This window comes from Vibrio sp. 10N.247.311.49, assembly GCF_041467655.1.
GTDB lineage: Bacteria > Pseudomonadota > Gammaproteobacteria > Enterobacterales > Vibrionaceae > Vibrio > Vibrio crassostreae_C.
This window is the reverse complement of record NZ_JBFSVA010000003.1, coordinates 97,950-123,455: the sequence shown is the minus strand read 5'-3', so window position 1 is coordinate 123,455 and position 25,506 is coordinate 97,950. Positions and strand designations below refer to the sequence as shown.

General features: G+C 45.4%; 22 protein-coding genes. 14 read left to right on the top strand and 8 right to left on the bottom strand.

Features of this window, described 5'->3' with window-relative positions:
* Nucleotides 1–41: 41 nt before the first annotated feature.
* Together AB6E54_RS04885 and AB6E54_RS04880 are read right to left on the bottom strand one after the other, a co-directional pair.
* The gene (locus AB6E54_RS04885) at nucleotides 42–2,576 is read right to left on the bottom strand and encodes a glycosyl hydrolase family 18 protein (RefSeq protein ID WP_372106724.1); all 2,535 of its coding nucleotides are present in this window, start codon (nucleotides 2,574–2,576) and stop codon (nucleotides 42–44) included.
* A gap of 398 nt (nucleotides 2,577–2,974) precedes the next feature.
* Nucleotides 2,975–3,439 (bottom strand): DUF2850 domain-containing protein, encoded by a 465-nt coding sequence (locus AB6E54_RS04880; RefSeq protein WP_017065063.1) that lies wholly within the window; start codon nucleotides 3,437–3,439, stop codon nucleotides 2,975–2,977.
* A gap of 307 nt (nucleotides 3,440–3,746) precedes the next feature.
* Between AB6E54_RS04880 and AB6E54_RS04875 the strand changes: the two genes are divergently transcribed.
* Complete coding sequence (locus AB6E54_RS04875; protein WP_017057600.1) at nucleotides 3,747–4,028, top strand: pyrimidine/purine nucleoside phosphorylase; 282 nt, start codon at nucleotides 3,747–3,749, stop codon at nucleotides 4,026–4,028.
* A 215-nt stretch (nucleotides 4,029–4,243) separates the two neighbouring features.
* Here the strand turns inward: AB6E54_RS04875 and AB6E54_RS04870 are convergent, their stop codons facing one another.
* On the bottom strand, nucleotides 4,244–5,116 hold the full coding sequence (locus AB6E54_RS04870; RefSeq protein ID WP_372106726.1) for a pirin family protein: 873 nt from the start codon (nucleotides 5,114–5,116) through the stop codon (nucleotides 4,244–4,246).
* 158 nt (nucleotides 5,117–5,274) lie between these two features.
* Between AB6E54_RS04870 and AB6E54_RS04865 the strand changes: the two genes are divergently transcribed.
* Nucleotides 5,275–5,559: a hypothetical protein gene (locus AB6E54_RS04865; RefSeq protein WP_048614058.1), complete on the top strand. Its 285-nt coding sequence runs from the start codon at nucleotides 5,275–5,277 to the stop codon at nucleotides 5,557–5,559.
* A 25-nt stretch (nucleotides 5,560–5,584) separates the two neighbouring features.
* On the opposite strand, the gene AB6E54_RS04860 is transcribed toward AB6E54_RS04865, so the two are convergent.
* Entirely contained in the window at nucleotides 5,585–6,775 is a 1,191-nt protein-coding gene (locus AB6E54_RS04860) for a GGDEF domain-containing protein (RefSeq protein WP_017065061.1), read from the bottom strand.
* Nucleotides 6,776–7,090: 315 nt separating this feature from the next.
* Between AB6E54_RS04860 and AB6E54_RS04855 the strand changes: the two genes are divergently transcribed.
* From AB6E54_RS04855 to manA, 6 genes are all read left to right on the top strand, one after another.
* Entirely contained in the window at nucleotides 7,091–7,429 is a 339-nt protein-coding gene (locus tag AB6E54_RS04855) for a DUF1840 domain-containing protein (protein ID WP_017061543.1), read from the top strand.
* A gap of 406 nt (nucleotides 7,430–7,835) precedes the next feature.
* Nucleotides 7,836–9,230, top strand: a complete 1,395-nt coding sequence (uhpT, locus tag AB6E54_RS04850) for a hexose-6-phosphate:phosphate antiporter (protein ID WP_102398465.1) — start codon at nucleotides 7,836–7,838, stop codon at nucleotides 9,228–9,230.
* Nucleotides 9,231–9,377: 147 nt separating this feature from the next.
* A complete protein-coding gene (uhpA, locus tag AB6E54_RS04845; protein WP_372106727.1) occupies nucleotides 9,378–9,986 on the top strand; it encodes a transcriptional regulator UhpA in 609 nt (202 codons plus the stop codon).
* Complete coding sequence (gene uhpB / locus AB6E54_RS04840) at nucleotides 9,986–11,482, top strand: signal transduction histidine-protein kinase/phosphatase UhpB (RefSeq protein WP_372100715.1); 1,497 nt, start codon at nucleotides 9,986–9,988, stop codon at nucleotides 11,480–11,482. The genes uhpA and uhpB overlap by 1 nt, the downstream gene beginning before the upstream one ends.
* An 8-nt stretch (nucleotides 11,483–11,490) precedes the next feature.
* The gene (locus tag AB6E54_RS04835) at nucleotides 11,491–12,831 is read left to right on the top strand and encodes an MFS transporter (protein WP_136977837.1); all 1,341 of its coding nucleotides are present in this window, start codon (nucleotides 11,491–11,493) and stop codon (nucleotides 12,829–12,831) included.
* Nucleotides 12,832–13,126: 295 nt separating this feature from the next.
* The gene (gene manA, locus AB6E54_RS04830; RefSeq protein WP_102428140.1) at nucleotides 13,127–14,332 is read left to right on the top strand and encodes a mannose-6-phosphate isomerase, class I; all 1,206 of its coding nucleotides are present in this window, start codon (nucleotides 13,127–13,129) and stop codon (nucleotides 14,330–14,332) included.
* Here the strand turns inward: manA and AB6E54_RS04825 are convergent.
* From AB6E54_RS04825 to AB6E54_RS04810, 4 genes are all read right to left on the bottom strand, one after another.
* Nucleotides 14,329–14,853, bottom strand: coding sequence for a GNAT family N-acetyltransferase (locus tag AB6E54_RS04825; protein ID WP_372106729.1), 525 nt, complete (start codon nucleotides 14,851–14,853; stop codon nucleotides 14,329–14,331). The two genes, manA and AB6E54_RS04825, sit on opposite strands and share 4 nt — an antisense overlap.
* A 96-nt stretch (nucleotides 14,854–14,949) precedes the next feature.
* Nucleotides 14,950–15,207: a YdcH family protein gene (locus AB6E54_RS04820; RefSeq protein WP_009846137.1), complete on the bottom strand. Its 258-nt coding sequence runs from the start codon at nucleotides 15,205–15,207 to the stop codon at nucleotides 14,950–14,952.
* A 201-nt stretch (nucleotides 15,208–15,408) separates the two neighbouring features.
* Entirely contained in the window at nucleotides 15,409–16,398 is a 990-nt protein-coding gene (locus AB6E54_RS04815; protein ID WP_372106731.1) for a rhodanese-related sulfurtransferase, read from the bottom strand.
* Nucleotides 16,399–16,712: 314 nt separating this feature from the next.
* Nucleotides 16,713–17,861, bottom strand: a complete 1,149-nt coding sequence (locus tag AB6E54_RS04810) for a PLP-dependent aminotransferase family protein (protein ID WP_372106733.1) — start codon at nucleotides 17,859–17,861, stop codon at nucleotides 16,713–16,715.
* A 115-nt stretch (nucleotides 17,862–17,976) separates the two neighbouring features.
* On the opposite strand from AB6E54_RS04810, the gene AB6E54_RS04805 reads away from it, so the two are divergent.
* The 6 genes from AB6E54_RS04805 to AB6E54_RS04780 all read left to right on the top strand — a co-directional run bounded on the left by AB6E54_RS04805 (nucleotide 17,977) and on the right by AB6E54_RS04780 (nucleotide 25,486).
* Nucleotides 17,977–18,846, top strand: a complete 870-nt coding sequence (locus AB6E54_RS04805; protein ID WP_137002080.1) for a GyrI-like domain-containing protein — start codon at nucleotides 17,977–17,979, stop codon at nucleotides 18,844–18,846.
* Between the two features lie 162 nt (nucleotides 18,847–19,008).
* A complete protein-coding gene (locus tag AB6E54_RS04800) occupies nucleotides 19,009–20,343 on the top strand; it encodes an MATE family efflux transporter (protein WP_372106736.1) in 1,335 nt (444 codons plus the stop codon).
* 201 nt (nucleotides 20,344–20,544) lie between these two features.
* Complete coding sequence (locus AB6E54_RS04795; protein ID WP_102533981.1) at nucleotides 20,545–21,303, top strand: ATP-binding cassette domain-containing protein; 759 nt, start codon at nucleotides 20,545–20,547, stop codon at nucleotides 21,301–21,303.
* Nucleotides 21,300–22,151 carry an ABC transporter ATP-binding protein gene (locus tag AB6E54_RS04790; RefSeq protein ID WP_372106738.1) on the top strand — a complete coding sequence of 284 codons (852 nt, stop codon included), beginning with the start codon at nucleotides 21,300–21,302 and terminating at the stop codon, nucleotides 22,149–22,151. The genes AB6E54_RS04795 and AB6E54_RS04790 overlap by 4 nt, the downstream gene beginning before the upstream one ends.
* Before the next feature lie 82 nt (nucleotides 22,152–22,233).
* Nucleotides 22,234–23,745 carry an ABC transporter substrate-binding protein gene (locus AB6E54_RS04785; RefSeq protein ID WP_102454070.1) on the top strand — a complete coding sequence of 504 codons (1,512 nt, stop codon included), beginning with the start codon at nucleotides 22,234–22,236 and terminating at the stop codon, nucleotides 23,743–23,745.
* A 4-nt stretch (nucleotides 23,746–23,749) separates the two neighbouring features.
* Nucleotides 23,750–25,486 (top strand): ABC transporter permease subunit, encoded by a 1,737-nt coding sequence (locus tag AB6E54_RS04780; protein WP_372106741.1) that lies wholly within the window; start codon nucleotides 23,750–23,752, stop codon nucleotides 25,484–25,486.
* Nucleotides 25,487–25,506: the final 20 nt, after the last annotated feature.

Here is a 25,506-nt window from a genome sequence, read left to right as displayed (position 1 = left end):
AGTTGATGCTTAGTTGGTGTTTAGCTCAACCCTATTTTTAGTTAACAGCTTGCAGGACCAATCTCTTTCCACACGCCCCATTGGCCTGTCGTTGTTGGATCTTCACCGGTTGTCCACCATTTCGCTTCCCAAATCTTACCGCCTTGAGTCACTTGGTCGCCACCAGTGTAAACCGCGCTTGAATCCCAAGCGTTAGTACACGTACCGCCGCCTGTGGTTTTCTTAAGAACTTTCACTGAAGTAGCTGCTACCGATGTCTCTGTGCCATCGCTGACCGTTACAGAGAAGTTCAGCGTTGTATCTTGCGTGTATTCCGCCGCGACAAAGCTCACTGAAGCACCTTGAACCGTTGCATCGATACCAGCAGGTACATCCCACGTGAAGGTCAATGTGTCTTGGTCTGAATCGCTTGAAGCCGAAGCATCAACCACGACTACATCACCTGCATTCACTTCAGCCGGAGCCGTAACCACTGCTACTGGTGCTGTGTTTACTGGGCCTGTATCTTTAGGGCTTACTGTTACAACAACGGTGTCAGTAGAAGTAGCACCTTCGTTGTCCGTTACCGTTAGGCTGAAGGTTAGTGTTTCTTGCTGAGCGACTTCAACAACATCGAAGCTCGCAACCGCAGCATTAGCGTTCGCCAGTGTTACTGCTGTACCGCCGACTTGAGACCAAGCGTAGCTCGCGATTGTACCGTCGCTGTCTTTTGAAGCGCTGCCATCTAGAGAAACAGAAGCTGGGCCTTCAACCGATTGGTCTGTACCTGCAGCTGCCGTTGGTTTGCGGTTGACAGGATCAGTTGTACCGCCCGCTAGGCCTTCATGCATTGCATTCAGGATGTCGCCGTTATCTGCATCAATTTCCCAAGAGAATAGACCCGCAAGGCCAAGGCTACGAACGTACGCGCCTTTTGCTTTTACAGAGCGATCATCATCAAATGTGATTAGCTGACCTGAAGTGCGGTTCCAAACGTAAGGCGCTTCTGCCATTTCGTCATAGCCATATTCGAAGCCGTTGATGCCTTGGTTATTCGCGCCAAGCATGTTTGCTTTAATGCCTTTGTAATCAATAACGCCATCTTCCCATACGCCTTGCGCAGAGCTGCCTTTCAGTTTGCCGTTACCAACGCCTGTCATAGGGTCGCTCGGATCGGTGAGTGATGATGGTAATACGCCTTCCCAACCACGACCGTACATCGCTGTACCAACCACAAGCTTGTTCGCTGGAACACCTTGCTCAAGCAACAGTTGGATGCCGTTGTCTGTGGTGTAAGCTGGGCCTGTGTATTGTTCGCCATTTTCATCAAGGCCTGTGCCATCACATTGACCAGGACGCATGAAGTTACCGCAGTTTAGTGCTGTTTGGTGACCTAACACGTTGTTCCAACCGCCGTAGAAGTCGTAAGTCATTGCGAAGATGTAATCCATGTATTGGATAGCATCGCCGTAGTTCACGTCTTCAATCTTATCGTGACCAACACCGATCGCAGAAGTGAGCTCGTAAGTACGACCGTTTTCCGCTTCTAGCTCATCTAGCATCACGCGAAGTTCTGCCATCAGTGCAATGTAAGCTGGGCCGTCATTTACAGGATCACCAAGGTCTGGAGCAGCACCGCCACCACCAGGGAATTCCCAATCGATATCCACACCGTCGTAGAATTTCCATGTGTTAAGGAATTTCTTAACAGACGCTACAAAGGTGTCACGGTTGGCTTTAGTTGTGAAATCAAAGAACGGGTCAGACAGCGTCCAGCCACCAATCGATGGGATGATCTTCAAATCAGGATTACGCTGTTTGAGCGCCATCATCATTGCGTAGTTACCCTTGATCGGTGAGCTGTATTCGTGTCCCGCTTGAGGGAAGCTTTTCTGGAAAGCCGCCCAAGGGTCATGAATCACCACTTCGTAATCGTTAACACCCTGACAAGCTGTCATGAGTGCGTTGTAGCTGTTACCGCCTACTGATTTAACTGATTCGTTCGGACCACAAATTGGGATGAAGCCATAAAGGATATGGGTTAAGTTGTCAGCGGGTAGGTTATCAACGGTGTAATCACGGCCGTAAATACCCCACTCTACAAAGTAAGTACCGACTACCGTATTTGGATCTGTGTTGTATGACTTGTTGTTCGGATCCACATTCATCGCAAGTGGCGCTAAGTGTGAGCCATCGGTATCAGCGATCGTGATTTGAGCAGGTGCGCTCTTGCTACAACCTGTTTCATCACACGCTTCGATTTCCATCTCAAATAAGCCGCCTTGGCCATATTCGAATGAAGCTGTGGTTTGGCTGCCAGTGATTGGGCCGGTGGCCACTTTAACGCCATCAAAGTAGATGTTGTACGTGTTTCCTGACGTTCCGCTCCATTGGTTGAACTTAACGTCGACCTTCGCTTGGTCGTGATATTTCACCATCTGGTTGTAGCCAGAGGTGGTTTCCATCGCGAGTTCAATTTTAGAAAATTGCAGGTTGTTGGAACCGTACATGTCGATGCTAGGTGCTGTTGGAGCAGCTAATGCTGTACCAGATAGCGCTAGAGCAATGCTTGCAGCACAGGTATTTATACGAATCATACTATTTCTCTCATTCCTTGAAGATTACGAGAACCCAATGGCCCCATAAACGGCTCCAATCAGTTTTGAAGGAGCTTCCCAGTCAGTATTCGAGGGAGTTTTAATTTCATAACTGAAAATAAATCCGTTTTCGATGGACAACTAAAAAATTGTATCTTGTTACAATTCTGTTGCTTAATGAATGAGAGGCTGAGTCCATGTTTTATAAAATAAAACATACTTCAGTAGGAAAATCTCACAAGTGAAAATTCACGACATGAAGTTATGAAAAGGTGCGACAAACTATAAGAAAATACTGTGGATTGAAGCTGAATCACAAAGTGAAGTATGTTGAGCGAGCGGGGGCGATCGACGGGTAAACTTGAAGACGAATGCTTATGGCAGTATGGATAAGAGGGTTATCTTTTGAATTGCTCAGCTAAGGAAGCGCGTCGTTGTTGCATGACACTATGGGTATCACCAGTCGCAGTATCTTCGTAGCCTTCTTTAATAAATTGCTGAGATGGTACGCTTGGCTCTAATCGCTTTAAGCGAGGCGAATCGTAAGTACCACTGATGGTGTAAACGGTGGTTCCAGAGCCAGTGTTGATCGTGACGATCTTCCCGTCAAAATCGAATGAGGTAGTGATAAGACGATGATTCATCATCACACCGTTTTCTGAAAGTGTCAGGATGTCGGTGTTGTAAGGTGGCGCCGCAATCTCTATCCATGTGCCATAGACGTTGCTTGGGCTGACAGATTGCTGGTGGGCTTGGTAAGCAAAATAGCCGGCGGTGAGGGCAACCATAAAGCCAGCTAATAGGAAGCCGTAGAGTAACGAGTTGGCAAATAGATCTCTGCTTTTAGTCGGCTTTTTTGCCATTATCTCTTCATTTTTCGACTGATATTGTTTTAGATTCTATTAATTAAAACCTTAGTTTGCAAAAATTGTTCTAAGAGTTAGAAGCAGGATCGAATGTTCTAATAAATGTGGTTGCGTTAGTGGTTTTTAGCCTTGCTCCTCAGTATTTACGCTATCAATGAAAGCGAACTCCAGAAATGCTTAAGCTATGCGTATTTATTTCTTGTAGGAAAGTCTCGAATTGGTTAAAACAATTATCACCTAAATTTACGCATAGGCTTACTCGGTGAGCTCAATAATTGCAATTTGAAGATAACAAGGAAGTACAATGATTAAAGAAAACACATACTTTGAAGGCGGCGTTAAGTCGTTAGCGTTTAACCAGTCTGGTGCTGATGTGAGTGTTGGTGTAATGGCGGCTGGTGAGTACACGTTCGGTACTGCGGCTCCAGAAAAGATGACCGTTGTTAAAGGTGCTTTGATTGTAAAGCGTGTTGGTGATGATGACTGGACGACATACCAATCTGGTGAGTCTTTTGACGTTGCGGGTGACTCTTCATTCGACCTACAGGTAAAAGAAGCGACTGCTTACCTATGTGAGTACTTGTAATCAGGTCTAAATTTGTTCAATCAGGCATCGTTTGTCTCTGATTTAATAGAAAAAAACCACGCTCTAGGAGCGTGGTTAAATAAGTGATAGTAACCGGCAGTGGATAGTGTCACTTGTTTTTGTAGTCATCAAATGGATGACCAAATCGTTGTTCGTTGCAAAGTATCTTCAATCTTCAATCTTCAATCTTCAAAGCTCAACTCAAAGCCAAGACATCAGTAAGTCTCAAACACACCGTTGTTGTAGTCTTGAATTGTTTGTTCAATCTCTTCCATCGAGTTCATGACAAACGGACCATAGTGCACAACAGGTTCATTAATCGGTTCACCAGAAAAAATCAGTACCCCTGAATCTTCTAAGCTACCCAAAGACAGCAAGTCAGCTTTGGTGAGTTGGGCAAGTTGACCTTGGTTGATGACTTTGTCGCCGATCTTAATACTGCCTCGGTACACGTAAGTCATGGCATTGTGATTAACATTAGTCCCTAACGTGACTTTTTGCCCAGAATGAGAGCGCCAATCCGCAACGCTTAATGGCACACCTGTTTTCTGTAATGGACCCTGCGCTCGTAAAGCCTCTGAATCCTTGTCAGTTTGGTTGTGCAGTTCAAACCCTCCGGCAATCACTCTTAACAAACCACTTTGTTCACTTTGATGCTCCGCGATGCTTTCACTTTGGAAATCGTGATACTGAGCTGGCTGCATTTTGTGTGTCGCAGGTTGGTTTATCCAAATCTGAAAACCATGCAGCGCACCTTCTTCCATCATTGGCATTTCGCTGTGAATGACACCACGGCCTGCGGCCATCCATTGAGCGCCACCGCTGCGTAGCTCTCCAACATTCCCCATATGGTCTTTGTGTTGGAAGTGACCTTGGAGCATGTAAGTGAGCGTTTCTATCCCACGGTGAGGATGTGGAGGAAAGCCGCCAACATAGTCTTTGCTTTCATCCGATTTAAGTTCATCAATCATCAAAAATGGAGAGAAGCGCGTGTTATTAAAACCCGTGAGTCGTTGGATTTTGACACCATCACCGTCTGAGGTGGCATGCGCTGCAATCACATGATCTACTGCTCTTACATTCGTCATTTTGAAACCCTCATATACTTGAATAGCTGTAGTTTATGTAATTTGATTGAAAAAGAAGATGGCACAGCGTTGAGTGACTTATTCGAAAATCTTGAACAGGTAACAATATGAAATTATGTCTATACTTGAATAGAGAGTAGACCGCCAAGGAGGCCGCTATGGCAGTTCAGCAAAAACATGGCGAAAGGCATGGTCGGATGGGTTTTGATAACGACTTTACAACGGAGCAAAGTCAGCGTTTTACAGAAGTTGCAAACAGCGCGGTTAAACGCCGCGTCAAAAAACGTGAGATTGAAGCACCGTTTATTCAGTCAGCTAAGCAAGCCGCTTTTAAAACCGTGGTGAGGCGACCTAAAGGGAATAACCCAAACCGAACACGTCAAGTCATATGGATTATTATGATCGGGTTAGTGAGTCTTTGGCTTATGTACCTTGCAGGTTAGCAGCGCCGCTCCGTTATAGGAATGGCTAGCGTTGGCGCGTTTTTAATAGCGTAACATTGTTCCCTTCGATCTTCGCTTCAAAGCAATCTTCAAGTTCAGATGAATCCGGTGCTGAGCTAACAAGGCTCGTTGGTAGTTCTTCTATCAGGGTCGATACTGGGTTGTCGTGATAATAAGCATATCGGTTTTTTCCTGAATGCTTGGCAACATACATCGCTTTATCAGCACATCTCGTCAGCTCATGTAATTCTTGGGCATCTTGCGGATACAAAGCAACCCCAACACTTAACGTCAATTCCTTGATTCTCTCGTTTGTTTGGCAGCCGCTTTCGAACAGCCCGCAGATCCTATCTAGAATGCCGTCTAGATCTTTACGAGTTGGCACATCGTAGAGCATCAGAACAAACTCGTCTCCAGCAAAGCGCGCGATGGAATAATCGTATTCATGGCTTTTTCTGTCTCTGGTTCGAATGTTGTTGCTCAAGCGATTGGCAAAATGCTGTAAGACACTGTCTCCCACATCGTGCCCGTAGCTGTCGTTAATGCCTTTAAAGTCATCTATATCCAAAAAGACCAATGCCGTAAGTGATCGCTCACTATCCACTGTCGCAAGCTTTTCTACAGCCCAGCGCTCAAAGCTCCAACGGTTGGCCAATCCGGTAAGTTGGTCTCTGTAGGCGAGATCTTCAATGCCTTCTTTATAAAGGCGTTGGATATAACTGACGGCTTTTGTGTAGTAATAAGCGGATGTGTGACACACCAAGCTCATAGTAAACAGGCTAAGAATAAACCGATGTGTGCTGTTAAATGGCAGAGAAAAGTTATTGGGCATTGCCGTAATCAAGGTGCTGATAAACAAACAAAATGAGGTGCTAAAGATGATTCCAATTCTGAAGTCATTGATAAAAATCACCGCCGCCAGAATAGGGTAGAGCCAAAGAATTCGGTCAGGAATGGCGTGACTGTACAAAAATAGGATGACCCCTTGAACCAGTAAAACACCGCTCAGGATCAATTCGGAATATTCAGGGTTAATGACTTTTCTTACGTAAAATGCATTGGAGATAGCGATCAGTGCAAAACACAATTCGAAAACCGACAGTGTGTAATGTTGGCCTTGGAAGTAAGCCCAAGTGTAGAAAATGAATAACGCAGCGGCAGTCAGTGAAAAGGAGTGGACAATTTTTTGCTTGCGGGTGGATCGTATGTCCGCCATTTCTTCTAGGTGCCTGCCGACGAGCCTTTTCATGTGATCTGTGCCAAAGTTTTTGATAATGGTGTTAATAGTAGATTAAATAACAAGCTATGCAGAGGCTTAGATGTCTATTTAGTGTGACTACTATCAAGGTTTCATATGAAAGGCTGTTCAATCAATTCCAAATAGTGATGTATATCACCGATGGTGCTGGTCATCTCTAGAAGATTAGATTTAAGCATCAAACTTGTAACCGTTGTTTGATGTTTATCTACTTGCTTTCCAGAGAGTTACTCCACATAGTTTGTAAACGACCAAAATTAAGAAAGGCTCATTATGTTAATTACCTTTAGTTGTAAAGCTCATGCTAGTGTCACGATGTTTGGTGAAGTCGGCCTCCAGTTCATCAAGATGCTTGGGCATAGCGGCTCCATCCCAGGTGCTATGGATGCTTCAGAGGTTCCTCAAGCTCTGGATAATCTACGTGCTGCTATTGCAGCAGAGCAGAGCAAGTCCGTAGAGCATGAAAATACTGATGACGACAATGAAGAAGAGGTGGTTGAAGCGCCTGTTAATATCGGTAGTCGAGCGTTCCCACTGGTTGAATTATTAAAAGCTGCCATCAAAGATGAATGTGAAGTAATGTGGGAAGACGGTAGCGGCAAGCGACTGTAGTACGATTCACGCGAAACGTAACAAGCCTATTGAATCTATTTTAATCAGAATGAATGCTGAACCAGTATCGGACACACCATGACCATGGAGTTTTATGGTGATGAACCGATACTGGTGTTTTTTTAGTGAAGTAATCCACTCGTTTCTGTTTATTTACAAGGTTCGTCAGCCCTGAAATGAGTGACTTTTGTTATCGTAATATCAATCCATAACAGACCGTAAACAAAGTGATGCTGTTCACGCTTTCTTGACTCCCAATTCTGAACTAAGAATTTTTCCTAGTTATTCTAAGACCCTCTCTCATGCGGTCGATTTTTAGACTCCTTATTATTTCACGGTCAACTAACAAACAATGTATGGCCGCAATTATGCCGTGCAGACCTCACAAAAAATAAGAGAGTTCACAATGTTAAAGTTCCTAGATCAGGTTCGAAAACCGACGCTGGATCTTCCGGTCGAAACTAGAAGAAAAATGTGGTTTAAACCATTCCTACAATCTTACCTCGTCGTGTTCATTGGTTATCTAACCATGTATTTGATCCGTAAGAACTTCAATGTCGCGCAAAACGACATGATTTCTACTTATGGATTATCGATGACGGATCTAGGTCTTATCGGTCTGGGTTTCTCTATCACTTACGGTATCGGTAAAACCGTCGTTTCCTATTATGCCGATGGTAAAAACACCAAGCAGTTCCTGCCATTCATGCTTGTCCTTTCTGGTATCGCTATGTTGGGCTTCAGCTTCAGTATGGGCGGTGGCAGTGCTAGCTTATTCTTGATGGTTGCCTTCTATGCGTTGAGTGGTTTCTTCCAAAGTACCGGCGGTCCTTCAAGCTACTCGACCATCACTAAATGGACGCCTCGTAACAAGCGTGGTTCTTATTTAGGCCTTTGGAATATGTCGCACAACGTGGGTGGCGCAGGTGCCGCTGGTGTTGCTCTGTTTGGAGCTAACTACCTATTTGATGGCAACGTGATCGGTATGTTCGTGTTCCCATCAATCATTGCGATTGTGGTTGGCTTTATTGGTATGCGCTTTGGTAATGACTCTCCAGAAGCCTATGGTCTAGGTACGGTTGAAGAGTTGTTTGATGAAGAAGTCAGCGAAGAAGATACGGCTGCTGAAGAAAATCAAATGACTAAGAAAGAGATCTTTGTTGAATACATCCTGAAAAACAAAGTGATCTGGTTGCTCTGCTTCGCGAATATCTTCTTATACATTGTTCGTATCGGTATCGATCAATGGTCTACCGTTTATGCGTATCAAGAGCTAGGTCTATCAAAAGAAACCGCGATTTCAGGCTTCACTCTGTTTGAGGTTGGTGCACTGGTCGGTACGTTAATGTGGGGTTATCTGTCAGACCTTGCGAACGGACGCCGTGCTTTGGTTGCTTGTGTATCGCTTGGCCTGATTATCGTTTCGCTAGAGTTCTACCAGCATGCAACCAGTGAGTTCATGTACCTAGCATCACTGTTTGTGCTTGGTTTCCTAGTATTTGGTCCTCAGTTGCTGATTGGTGTTGCTGCAGTAGGTTTCGTGCCTAAGAAAGCAATCAGTGTTGCGGATGGCGTGAAAGGTACATTTGCTTACCTAATTGGTGACAGCTTTGCCAAACTTGGCCTAGGTATGATTGCAGACGGCACACCTATTTTTGGCTTAACGGGTTGGAAAGGCACGTTCGCAGCGCTTGATACGTCAGCTGCCATTTGTATCGTGTTACTGCTATTCGTTGCGGTTGCGGAAGAGAAGAAAATTCGTCACGCGAAGAAGATGCACCTAGCGGCTCAAAACGCGTAATTATTATCACGTGCTTTATTTGATTAAAGCACGTGAGATCATACCAATCGCTAGTTCGATTCAGTATCATCTCTATCAATAAACTTAATATTAAATAGCTCCTGTCGGGGCTATTTTTCTTTCTTACTCTTAATTCTGGTTAATATCATGATTAATGTTGCGCTTGTTGATGACCACGTCATTGTTCGTTCGGGCTTTGCTCAATTACTCAGTCTTGAAACTGATATTACGGTCGTGGGTGAATTTAACTCTGCGGCAGAAGCGCGCCTAGGATTGCCAAGCTGTCACCCTGATGTCGTGATCTTGGATATCTCAATGCAAGATGAAAGTGGCCTGAGCTTATTGGAAGAGATTCCATCTGGCATTGCCAGCATCATGTTGAGCGTTCATGACTCTCCGGCGATGGTTGAGAAGTCATTAGAGTTAGGAGCCAAAGGTTATCTCAGCAAGCGCTGTAGCCCTGATGAGTTAATTCAAGCCGTACACACGAGCGCAAATGGTGGCTGTTATCTCACGCCCGATATCGCCATAAAGCTTGCGACACCCATGAAGAACAAAGCCACTTTAAATCAGCTCACCCGCAGAGAAAGCGAAGTGTGCCAGTTATTGGCAACAGGGCTCGATGTAAAATCTATCGCCGTAGAGCTAGGGGTTAGCCATAAAACGGTGCATGTACATCGAGCCAATGCTATGGACAAACTCAATGTTAAGAACAACGTCGAGTTAGCTAAATTGTTTACACAAGACCAGTATTAATGCGTTCTTACCTAGCCACCTCCCTGTGTGGGGTTTTTATGGCTGGTTGTGCATGGTTCTGTTTGTGGGTTATTGCCTTCTATTTTATTAATGACCCTGAGTTAGCCATTCTGCTTTTCCCGTTTTCACTTCGACTGGGAATGACGCTGCACACTCGTACCCACTATTGGCCTGCCATCTATATTGCAGAGTGGGGACTTGCGATCGCTTTAGCTCTGCTGCTTGATGAACCCCAATGGCTGACGATACTCATCGCCAGTGGATTGAGTATTCCTGCCACGCTAATTGCCAAGCGTTATTATTCTGGTGACCAGAATCGTCACTTGTTAGTGATGGCGAGCTTAATCATGGTCACAGCATTTATTAACGTTGCCGTGGTGGGTTCTCATGTTTCTGCTGTTTACATGGTGTGGTTGGTGAGTATTACTGGCGGACTGATGCTGGTGCCGATGTGTTATCTGGTCTGGAACTATCTATTCCAAAACAAGTGGGCACCATTGAGCTCTTACTTAATCAATAATGTCGTTGAGTTCAAAATCCGTCATATTGCTTTATATAGCGTGTTGTTGGTCGCCAGTATTCTGATACAAACCAGTTTGCCTGATGAGCTAAGGCGCTTTGCCCCGTTCTGTATGGCGATCCCTATTATCTTGCTGGCCGTTCGTTATGGATGGCAAGGTGCTCTGCTTGCAACAATGTTAAATAGTGTCGCGTTGATTGCAGCCCACAGCGGAACATCCAAACTCGAAATTACCGACTTACTCTTGTCTCTATCTGCTCAAACCATCACAGGTATACTGCTTGGTTTAGCGGTTCAAAAGCAGAAAGATCTCAACTCCAAATTGCGAAGTGAACTCTCCAGAAATCAAAACCTTTCACGTCAGTTAGTTACCGCTGAAGAGTCGGTTCGTCGTGATATTGCGCGTGAACTGCATGATGAAATCGGCCAAAACATCACGGCAATTCGTACTCAGGCAAGCATTATTAAACGTGTCGACGCGGCTGAGATGAGCGTTCGCTGTGCGGGTACCATTGAATCATTATCTTTGAATGTTTATGACACCACCAAACGTCTACTTACAAAATTAAGACCTAAGATGCTGGACGATCTGGACCTAAAAGATTCCGTGGAACAGCTTATTCGAGAGATGGAGTTTTCGGATCACGGCGTTGATATTCAGTTAAATTGGCAAGGTGATTACTCGTGTTTGAGTGACACGCTTAAGGTCACTATCTTCAGGCTGTGCCAAGAATCTCTAAACAATGCCTCTAAATACGCCAACGCGAGCGAAATCAGAATTGAACTGCTTTTAGGTGACCAGGCTTACCTTCAGATCACAGATAATGGCATTGGTTTTACAGCGCAAGATCTTCTCAAAGGAATGGGTGTTCGTGGTATGCAAGAGCGTGTTCAGGCGCTCGGCGGCAAGATGACAATCAACGCTAATGGCTCATCTTCGGGTACCAATATCAGCGTTACATTACCTAAAGTGTGAGAACGAATATGTTTGGATTTCTGCGCTCAACAACGTCAGAGAGTGATGCTCTAACTGATGATGAGGTCAATCAGAGTTATCGCTATTGGCGCCTTCACATCATGATAGGAATGTATGTCGGCTATGCGGGTTTTTACTTCACTCGTAAAACCTTTAATTACGCCGCGCCTGCAATGATCACCGATCTAGGTTTGGACAAAGGCGATATCGGCTTAATTGGCACGCTCTTTTATCTTTCTTATGGCTTATCGAAATTTATCTCAGGCACGATATCGGATCGGTCGAACCCTCGTTACTTCATGGGGCTTGGCCTAATCGCGACTGGTCTGATAAACATCGCGTTTGGCTTTTCGAGTTCGTTAGCGGCTTTTATCTCGCTATGGGTACTGAATGCATGGTTCCAAGGTTGGGGCTGGCCATCGTGTTCCAAGTTATTGACGACTTGGTATTCTCGCTCCGAAAGAGGCTTTCGCTGGGCAATCTGGAATACAGCGCACAACGTTGGTGGAGCGCTTATCCCTATTCTTGTGGGTTATCTAACGCTGCAGTTCAGTTGGCGAGCTGGGTTTATCTGGCCGGGTGTGATTGGTGTTTTTATCGGTCTTATTGTCTGCTGGCGCTTACGTGACAAGCCCACCACCATGGGACTTCCGACGGTAGGGAAGTGGCGCAGTGATCACCTGGAATTAGCGCAAGAGAGCCATGGGCAAGGGTTAAGCTATCGAGAGATCCTGAAAACCTATGTGTTCAGCAATAAGTACATTTGGTTGCTCGCCTTTAGTTATGTGTTGGTTTACATCGTAAGAACGGCAGTTAACGACTGGGGCAATTTATACCTCACCGAAGAACACGATTACAGTTTGATCAACGCCAACGCTGCCTTGTCTCTGTTCGAGATAGGAGGTTTTGTTGGTTCACTTGTTGCTGGGTGGGGATCGGATAGGTTGTTTGGTGGCAACCGCGGTCCAATGAATATTTTGTTTGCCATCGGCATATTTCTTTCAGTTTCTGCATTGTGGTTGATGCCTTTAACCAACTTTGTGTTTCAAGCGGCTGGGCTGTTTTGTGTAGGCTTTTTTGTTTTTGGTCCTCAAATGCTTATTGGCATGGCGGCGGCAGAATGCTCGCACAAAGACTCTGCTGGGGCGGCGACAGGTTTTGTTGGCTTGTTTGCTTACATGGGTGCAGCACTTTCTGGTTACCCATTAGCGCTCGTTCTAGAAACTTATGGCTGGAGTGGATTCTTCATTACCATCTCGACTTGTGCGGCCGTTATTGGCTTGCTGCTACTGCCTTTCCTACAAGCTCAATCACCTCAGAAAAGTGCAGAGGTTCGCTCTGGTTTTTAAGGACTCTTCCCGATAACAAGATAGTCGCTGGTGTTTGTATTGTTGCTTGCTTCGCTATTGCAACCAGTGCGATACAAGCCGCTATCTTATTCTCAGCGCTTTCTACACGTAATATTCAAATGTGACTCTTTTCACGCTTTTCATCGATCTCACCTGTTTCTAAGAATTTTTCCTATTGCGTCTAAGACCTCATCTCATGTGGGTTCTAGCTGCTCTCTGTAGTCTTTCTAATTATTTACGTTATTAGAAATCAGCTCTCTGAATTGTGTTCAAAGGGCTCACTACGGAAAACGCCATGTCACTCAGCCACTTCTCAGAACACTCATTTTTCCCAATGGAAAACACCATCCAAAATTATGCATGGGGGAGCATTTCTTCGATACGTGAACTGTTTGGCTTTCAGAATGAGTCACAAGAGCCGCAAGCGGAAGTTTGGATGGGAGCGCATCCAAAAGGTTGCTCAATGGTTAAGCTTGACCAGCACTTGGTGCCTCTCTCTGAGCTGATTAACAAGAATAAACCGGCCTATCTATCAAGCGATATTGCGCAGGAGTTCGGTGAATTGCCGTTCTTGTTTAAGATCTTGGCAGCAGAAAAGGCACTATCGGTTCAGGTTCATCCAAACAAGCGTCAAGCCGAAATTGGCTTTGCGAGAGAAGAGCAAGCAAGCATTCCTCTGACCGCAGGACATCGTAATTACAAAGACTCTAACCACAAACCTGAATTGGTTTACGCGATCACTGAATATCAAGCAATGAATGGCTTTCGAGAATTCGATGAAATATTAGGGTTGTTCAGAAAGTTGAATTCGAGCGAGCTGGCTGGTTTAGTTGAAGAGTTTGGCAACCACCTTGATTCTCTAGGTTTAGAGGCGTTTTTCCGTGATTTATTAACGTTGAATGAACAACGTAAACATCAAGCATTAGAGCAACTTCTGACTTACGCGGCTGCTCATCAAGACCAAGCGGAGTTTGCTTTGGTTATTGAGCTTAGTCATCAGTATCCAAACGATATTGGTCTATTTTGTGTTCTGCTTCTTAACTTGATCACATTGAACCCGGGTGAAGCGATGTATTTGAATGCGAATACTCCGCATGCTTACATTAAGGGAACTGGGCTCGAGATCATGGCAAATTCAGACAACGTTTTGCGAGCAGGTTTAACGCCAAAGCACATTGATGTCGCCGAGTTGGTTGCCTGTACAGAGTTCAAACCGATCCCGTTTGAACGCTTGTTGTTAGCGCCCTCAAAACTGGGTCAATGTGATAGTTATGATATTCCTGTCAGTGATTTTGATTTCAATATCTTTCATCGCCCTCAGCAAGAAGAAGTGATCACAAGCGGTGCTGAAATTTTAATGGCGATAGATGATGATTTAACGTTAATGAGTCAGAAAGGTGAACACCTAACACTCACCAAAGGGCAATCGGTATTTATCCCAGCTTATATTGGTCATTATGTACTGAGCAGTAATGGGCGAGTGGCTAGGGCGTTTAATTAGAGATGGTGTTTGTGGTATAGATTGAGCTCCATCCCCACAAAATCATCATCTCCTTCATCAACAACGTGATAGCCAAGCGATTGATAAAAGTTAATAGCACGAGCATTACTTTTAAAACTCGATAGAGTGACTTGACTAAGTTGCTCTGCCATAGCTTTTTTATGTATGAGAGTCATGACTTGCTTGCCAAGCGAACGACCTTGGTACTGGGGGAAAATGATCAGCAAATGAATATGGTATGCGTTGTCATAAGGTTTAAAGCAGGCGAGCCCCACTCTTTTATTTTCGCGATATACCCAATGAAACCAAGATGGATGGTATTCGTTTAAAAGTCGTTGACGTTGAAAGTCGTCATCCCAGCCGAAAACGCTATCTACGTGTATGAAGATACCTTGTTTAACACACGCAAACAGTTCTTCGAATTCAGAATTTGAAACGAGCTGGAGTTGTATATTCTCTTCTTTCATTGCCACTTTTACCGCTTCCTTATCAAACGCCTTTGAATAAGCAAACAGTAACATAATTGAAGAAGCCGAATTAGCTTAGATTTGCGAAGTGATGAAACCAAAAAGCCATGCGTGGTGCATGGCTTAGAATAAAGTATTGGATTGATTTTTCTATACGATCTTAAGTGCGTGGTGGCGCGTGAGCTGTTTGTGTAGCGAGTCTTTTAGCTCCATGCGTTCTACTTTGAGGTTGTGCATGCTGTCGTCATCGATAGGGCTGCCAGAGATTTCTAGCTGACGGATGTCGTAGTCGAGTTGGTGGTATTTCTGCATGTCTGCTTTGAATTTTTCGTCGTCGTGGTTGAGCTGAACAATGTCTAATTTAAGATCTGGGAAATCTAAGATAAAGGCATGGTTTTCATTGAGCATTGGCACTTCCTCTCTAGTCGAATTATTAACAGTATAGAAGTAATTTTTCGAAAGAAATGTGGTTCAAAACACAAAGCCGTAAAGCGATCAAAAAAGGGCGCAAACTCGTGGGATTATCCTCGAAATTGCGCCCTTTTGTATGTATATAGCTAACTATTTATAGTTATATGTTTAGAACTATAAGAGTTTAAAGCAGAAAGTTTACTTTGCTTTCTTACCAGAGCGTTGCTGCTCTTTGTGTGCAAGCTTCTCTTTTTTGCGTTGCTCGATAAGGTGAGCAGCTTCGCCGCCTACGTGGGTTTCGCCACGAGCATTCGACAGTTGAACTTGCTTTTCACGTTCACGGAAACGGGCTTTCTGCTCGTCGCTGTGCTTATCAATACACTTAGGGCAGCTTACGCCTTTCTCGAAGTGTTTAGAGGCTTTGTCTTCGTCAGTGATTGGCAGGCGACACGCGTTACACACATCGTAACCGCTCTTTTCTAGCTGGTGGTTTACTGCAACTCGACCATCAAATACGTAGCAGTCGCCTTCCCACATACTCTCTTCTTCAGGTACCTCTTCTAGGTACTTAAGAATGCCGCCTTCAAGGTGATAAACCTCATCAAAGCCTTGCTCTTTCATGTAGGCTGTTGATTTTTCGCAACGAATACCGCCAGTACAGAACATCGCAACTTTCTTGTGCTTCTTAGGATCAAGGTTGTCTTCAACGTATTGAGGGAATTCACGGAAGGTTTCTGTGTTTGGGTTTACAGCATTTTTGAATGTACCGATATCGACTTCGTAGTCGTTACGAGTATCAACCAAGATTACATCTGGATCAGAAATCAGAGCGTTCCATTCGTTTGGCTTAACGTAAGTACCGACAACATGGCGAGGGTCGATACCTTCAACGCCCATGGTTACGATCTCTTTCTTGAGTTTCACCTTGGTACGGTTGAATGGCTGTTCTTCGTTGAATGATTCTTTGTAAACAACATCAGCCAAGCGAGTGTCTTGCTTGAACCATTGAAGAAGTGCATCGATAGATTCGCGTTTACCTGCAACAGTACCGTTGATGCCTTCACTCGCAAGTAGCAAAGTACCGCGAATTTTGTTGGCTTCTAGCACTTCAGTTAGTGGCTGGCGAATTTCTTGGTAATCATCAAGTGCAACGAATTTATACAGAGCACATACAACATATTGAGACATGGTTTTTCCTTTCTGCGAGCTGGAACGTAAATCCAGAGCGGTTGCCTTTTATGATACATACTGAGTTTGATTTACTCAGGTTTGCCCATATTGGCTTATTAAAATCCGCCGCAGTATAACCAAGCCAAGGAAGGACAAAAACCAACCAAAAGTAGGGCTATTTAGCATTGTTATTAGTGTGGCTTTTGGACTAAGAAATGCAATGAAACCGTTTTATCTGGTTCGAATTACAACACGTATTCCTAAACCAAAAAGGCCCTGCTGTAAAAATACATCAGGGCCTTGGTATTGAATCTGTCTGACTTAATCAGCGATTACGCTTGGTTAAGTACTTCCGCTAAGCGTTTCACCGCTTTTGTTAATTCTTCTGGGTTGGCGTTAGTGAAGTTTAAGCGCAGTGCGGCTTTTGCTTCATCGGCCTTTGGATAAAATACTGGGCTTGGTACAACCGCCACACCATTCGATAGCAAAGTCTTAGCTAATTCGAAGGTATCGCACTCTGGGATTTCTACCCAAATGAACATCCCGCCATCTACGGCTTTTAACACGCAATCTGCAGGCAGTTGTTTTTTTAGCTCTGAGAACAACACTTCATAACGAGACTTGTACAGTGTGCGAATGTTTTCCATGTGTACGTTGAAGTCTTCATGTTTTAGAAGACCAACAAGCAGTGCTTGCATAGGTACACTTGAGTGTAAATCCGCGCCTTGCTTCACTTTGATCAGTGGCTCAAGGTAGCTGCGTTTGCCTGTTACCGCGCCAATACGTAGACCTGGCGATGCAATCTTAGAGAATGAACGAAGAACGATAGAGTTATCAGGGCAGAACGAAGAAACCAACGGCAGCTCTGTGCCTGTGAAACGTAGCTCACGGTATGGCGCATCTTCAATGAATGCCACGTTGTATTTGATACACAGCTCAGCCACTTTTTGACGAGTTTCTGTTGCCCAGCACACACCGGTTGGGTTGTGAAAATCAGGCACCGCGTAGAACATTTTTGGCGCTTGCTGTGCAAAGCATGTTTCCAATTCATCTAGATTCGGCCCAAATTCGGTTTGAGACACGGTCGCAATGTTTGCTTGAACTAGGCCAAACACCTGCATCGCACCTAAGTAGCTTGGCGCTTCCATCACAACCACATCACCTGGATCGACATACGCACGCGCAATCAAATCCAAACCTTGCTGAGAGCCAGTACAAATCATTACCGTGTGTGACTCTGGCAATTGGTAGCTTTGTGTTAGGTGGTCAAGCAACGGGCCGTAACCGGCAGTAGAGCCGTATTGGAAAACTTCAGGCATGTTCGCTAGGTTTTCTAGCGTTGGCTTCATTAAATCGATTGGGAATGTTTTCTCGTCCGGTAAACCGCCGGCCAATGAGATGACATTTGGATCACTTGCGGCTGCGAGGATCTCTCGAATGTATGAAGATTGAATCTGTTGTAATGACTGTGCGATTTCCATGTGTTGTGTCTCGTCGTTTATCGTTTTTATTCTATCGCTTGATATTACACGGCAATTGTAAAAACTAGCGTGTCCGTTTATGCTCTTAAATATGTCCATTTATGCTATTTAAACGATGTCACGTCAACACATATCGCGAATCAATGATGTCTTGTTCCATATTCACCAAGACATCAGTCAACCTTTGTCTGCCAAAGAGTTATCTGAGATAGCGGCCTATTCAGAACAGCACTTTCATCGCACCTTTAAAAGCGTGGTCGGGGAGTCGTTGCATCAATATATCCGTCGAACTCGAATGGAGTATGCAGCCAACCAACTGATGTTTGATACCAGCTCGTCTGTGGTTGAGATCGCTCATAAATGTGGCTTTAGTTCTGTATCTTCGTTTAGTCGAGCATTTAAAGCGACCTTCAATATGTCGCCCGGAGAATGGCGTAAGCATGATTTACAAGTAGCAGAAAAGCCCTATTTGAAAGATCCCGAAGTGGCGGCGGGCTATTTGAATGTGGCGCAGCGAGTATTGCCCGAACCCAAGATCGTTGAAGTGCCTGAACGCATGGCGGCCTATGTTCGACATACGGGATATAACCGATCCATTCGCAATGCGTGGTTGATATTGAAAGCGTGGGCGAATTCAGAACAGCGTGATTTTTCAAGTCAATTTGGTTTGCATCACTCAAACCCTGCTTGGGTTGAGATGGATCAGTGTCGTTATGTCGCGTGTATCGCGATTGATGAACCGATTAAGTATCGCAGTATCGTGAACCAGATGGTGATCCCAGGAGGCTTGCATGCGGTGTTTCGACTGAATGGCCGCTATGGTGAGCTGCTACCACAGATCAGTATGGTGTTAGAAAAGTGGCTACCCACATCTGGTTTCAAACAGCGCTCGACTCCCGCGTATGTGCATTATCATCAGAATCACTTTCTTAATAGTGATGAAATATTCGAACTCGATTTTTACCTTCCCGTGAGTTTTTACTAACCGATCTAAAGCTACTCATTTGGCTCGCTAGCGCAAAATCACTTAATCGATCGTTGTGCTGTTTTGTTGATAATCTACTCTAAGTAAATGATGACAACGTACGGATTAAACGATAGCATTTCGTTCTAATTGCAAATAGTTCTTAATATCACTCGATAGAATATGACCATTACCCACAAAGATTATCTGAAAATCGCTTTCCCTTTCATCATCTCAACGGTGACACAACCTCTGTTAGGTGCTGTGGATACCGCTGTTATTGGCCAACTTGGTATTGCTGAATTGATTGGTGGCGTAGCGATCGGCACCATCATTATGAACACCATGTATTGGTTGTTTGGTTTTTTCCGTGTCAGTACCACGGGCCAAAGTGCGATGGCACTGGGTAAGGGAAACCGCACTGATTTGGCGGGTAGCTTGATGCGTCCGTTTGTGCTGTCTGGTTTAGTGGGTTTGATCTTTATCTTGATACAACCCCTCATCTGGCAAGGCGCAATGTGGGTGATAGAGCCTGAAGCCAATGTAGCCGAGCACGCGCATATCTACTTCAGTATTTTGATTTATGGCGCGCCTTTCGTGTTGCTTAACTACACCATTATTGGTTGGTTAATGGGGCAGGCGAAAGCCAAAGAAGTTCTTTACACACAAGTGTTTGGTAACGCGTTGAACATTGTATTGGATGCGGTGTTTGTACTTTATTTCGACTTGGGTGTTGCGGGTGTGGCCTACGCAAGTTTGATTGCACAAGTCACTACTTTCGCTATTGGTATGACACTGGTGATTAAGACCAGCAATATCTCGATCTCTGAGTTCCTACAAGGTTCGAAGATGACCAAGAAAGACCTATCGACAATCATCTCTTCAAATACCGATCTCTTACTTCGTACCATCTGTATTTTAGTTTTCTTCAACATGATGGCGCGTACTGGTTCTAAACTGGGTGCCGATGTTCTGGCTGCTAACGCGATCTTGATGCAGGTGACCTTCATTGTCAGTTACATGTTTGACGGCATTGCCAATGCATCGAGTGTGTTCGCGGGTAAAGCGGTAGGTCAGAAAAACCCTTCAATGTTGGATCGTGTATTAAGACTTAACTTCCAATGGACGGCGAGCTTTATTGCCGTACTAACCTTGCTCACCTTGGTGTTCAAAGACAGTATTGTTTTCTTGTTTACCGATATCCCAACGCTTGTCGCTCTATATCAAGAGATGGCTCCGTGGTTGATTGTGTTCCCGCTGGTGTCTGGCTTTGGCTTAACGGTTTACGGCATCTTTACCGGAACGGGTACCACGCGTCCGGTTAGAGACTCTAGCATCGCTACTTTGTTGGTTTTCTTAGCGGTACAGGCATTATCAATCGATATGTGGGGCAATCATGGTTTGTGGTTGGCGTTTACCTTGTTTTATCTTGGACGTATTGCCTTCTTGTATCCGTTTATCGCACAAGTTAAGCAGAAGTGCCTTCCAATAGAAGGTGCATCCGCGGCGTGTCATTAGGTTAGAAACACAATCGTTATTGCCAGTACTTTTGAAAGCGCCAGACAGCATTATGCTAAGGGCGCTTTTTTTATCTAATGACCTAGTAAAAATGGTCAATCAAACAGCCAATAAAATGCGATACGGTTCAATGTTCGCTTTTCATCATGTAGGCTTAATGATAGAGTTGTTATGTTATAACATCCATTTATGAGTATCTGCGTGAACGCCCCACTTCTGTCTGTTGACCAATTAACGATCAAAACCTCTTCGAGAACACTTTTTCAAGATATTCATTTCGATGTATATCGAGGTGAGCTGTTGGCGATCATGGGTCCATCAGGCATTGGTAAGTCGATGCTTTCACGCGCGATTGCGGGTTTTCTGCCAGATACGGTTGAGGTTGAAGGCCATATTTCTCTTTCTGGCGATGCCGTGTGTGGCTTGCCTATGTTGCAAAGAACCGCAGCACAGCGCCCCGCAGTTATCTTTCAAGATGCGCTTCAAGCATTAAATCCTCTGGTTTCCATTGAAGGTCAACTCAGTTTGGCATTGACGGGGACGCGCACTAAGCTTAAATCACAAGACAAGATCAAACTCATTGAATTGTTAGTGCAGCTTGGATTTCCTAACCCTGAAACCATATTGCCGTTATATCCGAGCCAAATTTCGGGAGGGCAACGTCAACGGATTTGTATTGCGATTGGCTTGCTGAGTAACGCCGATCTCATCATCGCCGATGAACCAACCAGCGCGTTAGATCCGGTGACAGAGCAAGAGATACTTAAGCTGATTCGAGACAATGTTAAGCAACGACAAATTGGTGGCTTGCTGATTACGCATGACCTGCAAAGCGCATTGGCGTGTGACAAGTTGTTGGTCATCGATGATGGTGGAGTGGTGGCTTACGGCGCACCAAAACATGCGCTTGAATCAAGCTCTCACGCTTTCTGTTGTTCATTGAGAGACTTAATCGAATGAGCCCGACCTTACCATTAAATTCAGAAGTCTCGCCGTTAATGCCAGTGATAGATTCAGAAACACAAACACCGATCGAGATTAAGTTCGAGAATGTCGGTGTGCACTATTACTCAATCCCGAGTTGGTTGGGGGGTAAGGCGTTCAAAGCGCTACAGAACATCGACCTCAATGTTGAAGACAAAAGCTTAGCCATTGTTGGCCGTTCTGGTGCCGGAAAATCGACACTGATTGAGCTGTTATTTGGCCTAAAATCACCGACTGTTGGCCGAATCAGCCTATTTGGCCATTCGCTGCCGATTCGCAATAGCAAAACGCAAGCAAGGGTGTGTCGCTTGATCCAGTTAGTGCCACAAGAACCGCACACAAGCCTCAATCCTTACTATACCGTTCGACAGATCTTAGCCGAACCGTTAAGCAACTTAGACGTTTCTGGTAATCATGAAAGCATTATTGAAGAGACGCTATTGGACGTGGGCTTACCTGCCACTTTGTTATCACTGAAACCGAATCAACTTTCTACAGGCCAAGCTCAACGTGTGGCTATCGCTCGGGCTCTTGTCGTTAGACCCGCAGTGTTGGTGGCCGATGAGCCGACTGCTAGCCTTGACCCTGTGAACCGTCAAAGGTTGCTGGATTTACTTAACTCACTGAAGAATAAGCGCGACATGCGAATCGTTTTGGTGACGCATGATCTTGGTGCGGCAAAGGCGCTTTGTGAAGAAATTCTGGTTCTTGACCATGGCGAGATGGTGGAGCATGGACCGACACCTCAAGTGATGAGCACACCTGCTCACCTTGCGACTCAGTTGCTGATCGAATCTCAGCCACTTTCGAAATCTACTTGTTAACACAACCTTATTTATTACGAAATACTGCTTATTAACGAAAGACTGCTTATTAACGAAATACAGCTTACAGAGAAAAATAACTATGCGTTTTAATTCAATCAAACTGGCTTGCGCGCTTGCGTTGGCTCTGCCTTTGACGGGCTGCTTTGACTCTCAACCAGAGTCTAGCGATGCTGCAGTCAAATCTGAAATTCGTGTTGCGATGATGCAACCACCAAGAACGGGTTTGTCACCACTTTCTGATGATGCTTTTAAGTTATCTCGTTGGAGCACAGCTGAAACTCTGGTTAACCTGAGCCCAACCTCAGAAGCAGAACCAATGCTAGCGACTGATTGGAAACATCTTGATCCACTGACTTGGCAGTTCACAATTCGCCAAGGCGTTAAATTCCACGATGGCTCTACATTAACCGCAGAATCCGTAGTGAACTCTTTGCAGAAAGCGCTTGAGGCTGCACCTAAGCCACGCATTCTAGATGGTGTCGATCTCGAAGTGAAAGCGATGGACAACTACCGCGTAGAGATCAAGACCAGCTTTGATGACCCTCTTTTACCAAGCCGTTTATCAAGCCCTCAATTAGCGATTCTTGCAGCAAGTGCTTACCAAGAAGATGGCCGTGTTAGCCCAATGGGTGCTGGTACGGGCCCGTTTGAGTTGACTGAAATTAACGGTACAACCAGCGCGAAGCTAAAACGTTTCGATGGCTACTGGGGTGAAAAAGCGCAAGTTGAATCTGTGATTGCAGAATACGTTCCTAACGGTTTTGCTCGCGCTGCAGCTCTAAGAACAGGCACAGCAGACATCGTTGAAGCAGTACCCGTTTCACAAATCGCGACCATTGATCCGAACCTACTTTATGAAGTGGCAATGCCTCGTACCAATACGCTTTACCTGAACAACAAGTCTGGTGTGTTCAGCGATATCAACTTACGTAAGGTTGCAGCAGGTGCGGTAGACAGAGAACAGATCGTTAGCACTGTTTATGAAAACCACGCGGATATCGCACAAGGTCTATTAGGTCCTGCTCTTGCTTGGGCTGAACCAATTCGACCTGAAGGTCAGGCAGTAGACAAAACTCTAAAAGCGAACGGTGAAAGTATTGTTATCGGTACCTTTACCGACCGTGCAGAGCTTCCAGAAGTGGCAGCGCTACTGAAGCAACAACTTGAAGCGGCTGGTTTCAAGGTTGAGCTGGATATTCGTGAATACGCTCAGATCGAGAACGATGCGCTATCTGGTAAGTTCGACGCGTTTATCCTTTCTCGTGCAACGGTTCTAGATTCTGGTGACCCAGTGGCTTACATGATGAGTGACTTTGGTTGTAAGGGTTCATTCAATCTTGGTCAATTCTGTTCTCAAGAAGTAGACCAAGCACTGACTCACGCTGATCTGCAACCATTAGGTGCACTGCGTCAGCAAGCGATCATCGAAGCCGAGCAAAAAATCCTTAACGATTTCGCGGCTATTCCACTGCTTCACGAACGTGTGATTCAAGGTGAAAGCGAGCGCGTGAGCAATGTGGTTCGTGACCCAAGTGAGCGCCGTTTAGTTGACCAAACTACACAGATCAAACAAGCGAAACAGGCTAACTAAATAAATGCTATCTGCTGAGACTCTGCGTCGAACCTTATTTCTCTTGACGCCTTGGTTATCAAGAATCGCCTCATTGATTGTGGTGGTGATTCTTGTTGGCTTGATGCCTGACATTGCAGGCATCGACCCAAGCCAATCCATTCTGCGTGCGAGGGCGGGGCAACAACATTTGCTTACGCCTGAAGCTCTAGCAGCGGTGCGAGCTGATCTTCAGCTTGACCGTTCGGCAAGCGAGCGCCTGATCGACTGGGTAGGAAATGCTTTTTCAGGCGACCTAGGTAAGTCATGGATTGATGGCTCTTCGGTTGCATTAGGCATTCAAAAGACAGCGTCGACATCTCTGTTTCTGATGTCGAGTGCACTTGTGATGACTTTCGCACTGTGCGGTGCAGGCTTACTTGCCACCTTGCGTAGTTGGAAGAAGGGCAAGCTGGGGCAGAGTTACAGCAGTTTAAGTACGGTATTAATATCGTTGCCAGAGTACGTGGTGGCCTCGGTATTAATACTGGTGTTCTCTATCTGGTTAGGTTGGCTGCCGCCGTATGGTTGGCAAAGTTGGCAAGACATATGGCTACCGAGTTTAGCGCTCGCATTGCCCGCCAGTGGCCTATTTAGTCGCCTACTTAGAGACAGTTTACAACGCGTTTTAAATGAACCTTGGGTGATCACTTGGCTCAGTGCCAACGTTCACTCTAACCAAATTATTCGCTTTGCGCTCAAAAGAGCGCTGAGCAGCCTGATCCCACAAATCGCGATGATCGTGATTGGTTTGACTGGTGGCGCGGTCGCGGTTGAGCTTATCTTCTCGATTCCGGGTATAGGGCGCATGATTCTAGGCGCAGCTAAGGCGCAAGATTTACCAATGTTGCAGGGCGGCTTATTGGTGTTGCTGCTATTTTCAATTGCCGTGAGCAGCATGAGCTTGTTTGTTCAGCAATTGATTCTTGGCCACAGCCTGAAAAGCGGCAAGCTCATAAGTAGCCACTCTTCGTTTCGTTTTACCCAGAACCGCGCAAAGCGTGTCACTGCTTTTGCGATCTTCTCTTTCCTAATTGCTATCGTTGTATGGGTTGCATTCCGAGACCCATACACTAGCCAATTCGCACGCCTGGCATCACCGAGTTGGCAAGCACCTTTGGGCGCAGATGGCATTGGTCGAGACCTACTGGCGAGAATTGGTTCTGGTATGATTGCGACCTTCCAAGCCGGCATATTGGCAACGTTCTTGAGCTTGGTGACGGGCATCATCATGGGTTTCAACACCCGCTTTAGCCAAGGCCTTATCGAGATCACTAAGGGTATCCCATACATCATTGCAGGCTTGCTTGTTGCAGGCTTAACGGGGATGAATCCGAACAGCGCATTAATCGCGATTGTATTGGTGTCGTGGGCGCCGCTAGCTGCACACTGCTCAAGCTTGATCGTAGAAGCGAAGGCTCAACCTTATACACACCTCGCGCCACTATGGGGCACCAGTAAGCTTAGAATCTTCCGTTTCTACTTGCTTCCGTATGTGTTGCCACCGTTGTTAAGACACGCGATGTTGAGGCTACCGGTTATCACTCTAAGTCTGACCTCGCTGAGCTTCATCGGATTAGGGGCAAAGCCACCAACACCTGAATGGGGTTTGATGATCTCAGAGAACCTTCCATACATTGAGCGCGCGCCATTAGCAGTCATGTGGCCAATTGTTGGGCTGATCTTGTTAGGTGCAGCCATTAACTTGATGTTTGATGACTAACGTAAAGATCCGGTCGCTGA

Excerpts from the sequence above, each read along its gene's own strand:
- AB6E54_RS04825 (WP_372106729.1), bottom strand. The coding sequence starts at position 14,853 with ATGTTACTGTTTGCTTATTCAAAGGCGTTTGATAAGGAAGCGGTAAAA.
- AB6E54_RS04875 (WP_017057600.1), top strand. The coding sequence starts at position 3,747 with ATGATTAAAGAAAACACATACTTTGAAGGCGGCGTTAAGTCGTTAGCG.
- AB6E54_RS04885 (WP_372106724.1), bottom strand. The coding sequence starts at position 2,576 with ATGATTCGTATAAATACCTGTGCTGCAAGCATTGCTCTAGCGCTATCT.
- AB6E54_RS04805 (WP_137002080.1), top strand. The coding sequence starts at position 17,977 with ATGTCACGTCAACACATATCGCGAATCAATGATGTCTTGTTCCATATT.
- AB6E54_RS04785 (WP_102454070.1), top strand. The coding sequence starts at position 22,234 with ATGCGTTTTAATTCAATCAAACTGGCTTGCGCGCTTGCGTTGGCTCTG.
- AB6E54_RS04835 (WP_136977837.1), top strand. The coding sequence starts at position 11,491 with ATGTTTGGATTTCTGCGCTCAACAACGTCAGAGAGTGATGCTCTAACT.
- uhpB (WP_372100715.1), top strand. The coding sequence starts at position 9,986 with ATGCGTTCTTACCTAGCCACCTCCCTGTGTGGGGTTTTTATGGCTGGT.
- manA (WP_102428140.1), top strand. The coding sequence starts at position 13,127 with ATGTCACTCAGCCACTTCTCAGAACACTCATTTTTCCCAATGGAAAAC.
- AB6E54_RS04810 (WP_372106733.1), bottom strand. The coding sequence starts at position 17,861 with ATGGAAATCGCACAGTCATTACAACAGATTCAATCTTCATACATTCGA.
- AB6E54_RS04880 (WP_017065063.1), bottom strand. The coding sequence starts at position 3,439 with ATGGCAAAAAAGCCGACTAAAAGCAGAGATCTATTTGCCAACTCGTTA.
- AB6E54_RS04780 (WP_372106741.1), top strand. The coding sequence starts at position 23,750 with ATGCTATCTGCTGAGACTCTGCGTCGAACCTTATTTCTCTTGACGCCT.
- AB6E54_RS04815 (WP_372106731.1), bottom strand. The coding sequence starts at position 16,398 with ATGTCTCAATATGTTGTATGTGCTCTGTATAAATTCGTTGCACTTGAT.
- AB6E54_RS04860 (WP_017065061.1), bottom strand. The coding sequence starts at position 6,775 with ATGGCGGACATACGATCCACCCGCAAGCAAAAAATTGTCCACTCCTTT.
- AB6E54_RS04870 (WP_372106726.1), bottom strand. The coding sequence starts at position 5,116 with ATGACGAATGTAAGAGCAGTAGATCATGTGATTGCAGCGCATGCCACC.
- uhpT (WP_102398465.1), top strand. The coding sequence starts at position 7,836 with ATGTTAAAGTTCCTAGATCAGGTTCGAAAACCGACGCTGGATCTTCCG.
- uhpA (WP_372106727.1), top strand. The coding sequence starts at position 9,378 with ATGATTAATGTTGCGCTTGTTGATGACCACGTCATTGTTCGTTCGGGC.
- AB6E54_RS04800 (WP_372106736.1), top strand. The coding sequence starts at position 19,009 with ATGACCATTACCCACAAAGATTATCTGAAAATCGCTTTCCCTTTCATC.
- AB6E54_RS04855 (WP_017061543.1), top strand. The coding sequence starts at position 7,091 with ATGTTAATTACCTTTAGTTGTAAAGCTCATGCTAGTGTCACGATGTTT.
- AB6E54_RS04820 (WP_009846137.1), bottom strand. The coding sequence starts at position 15,207 with ATGCTCAATGAAAACCATGCCTTTATCTTAGATTTCCCAGATCTTAAA.
- AB6E54_RS04865 (WP_048614058.1), top strand. The coding sequence starts at position 5,275 with ATGGCAGTTCAGCAAAAACATGGCGAAAGGCATGGTCGGATGGGTTTT.
- AB6E54_RS04790 (WP_372106738.1), top strand. The coding sequence starts at position 21,300 with ATGAGCCCGACCTTACCATTAAATTCAGAAGTCTCGCCGTTAATGCCA.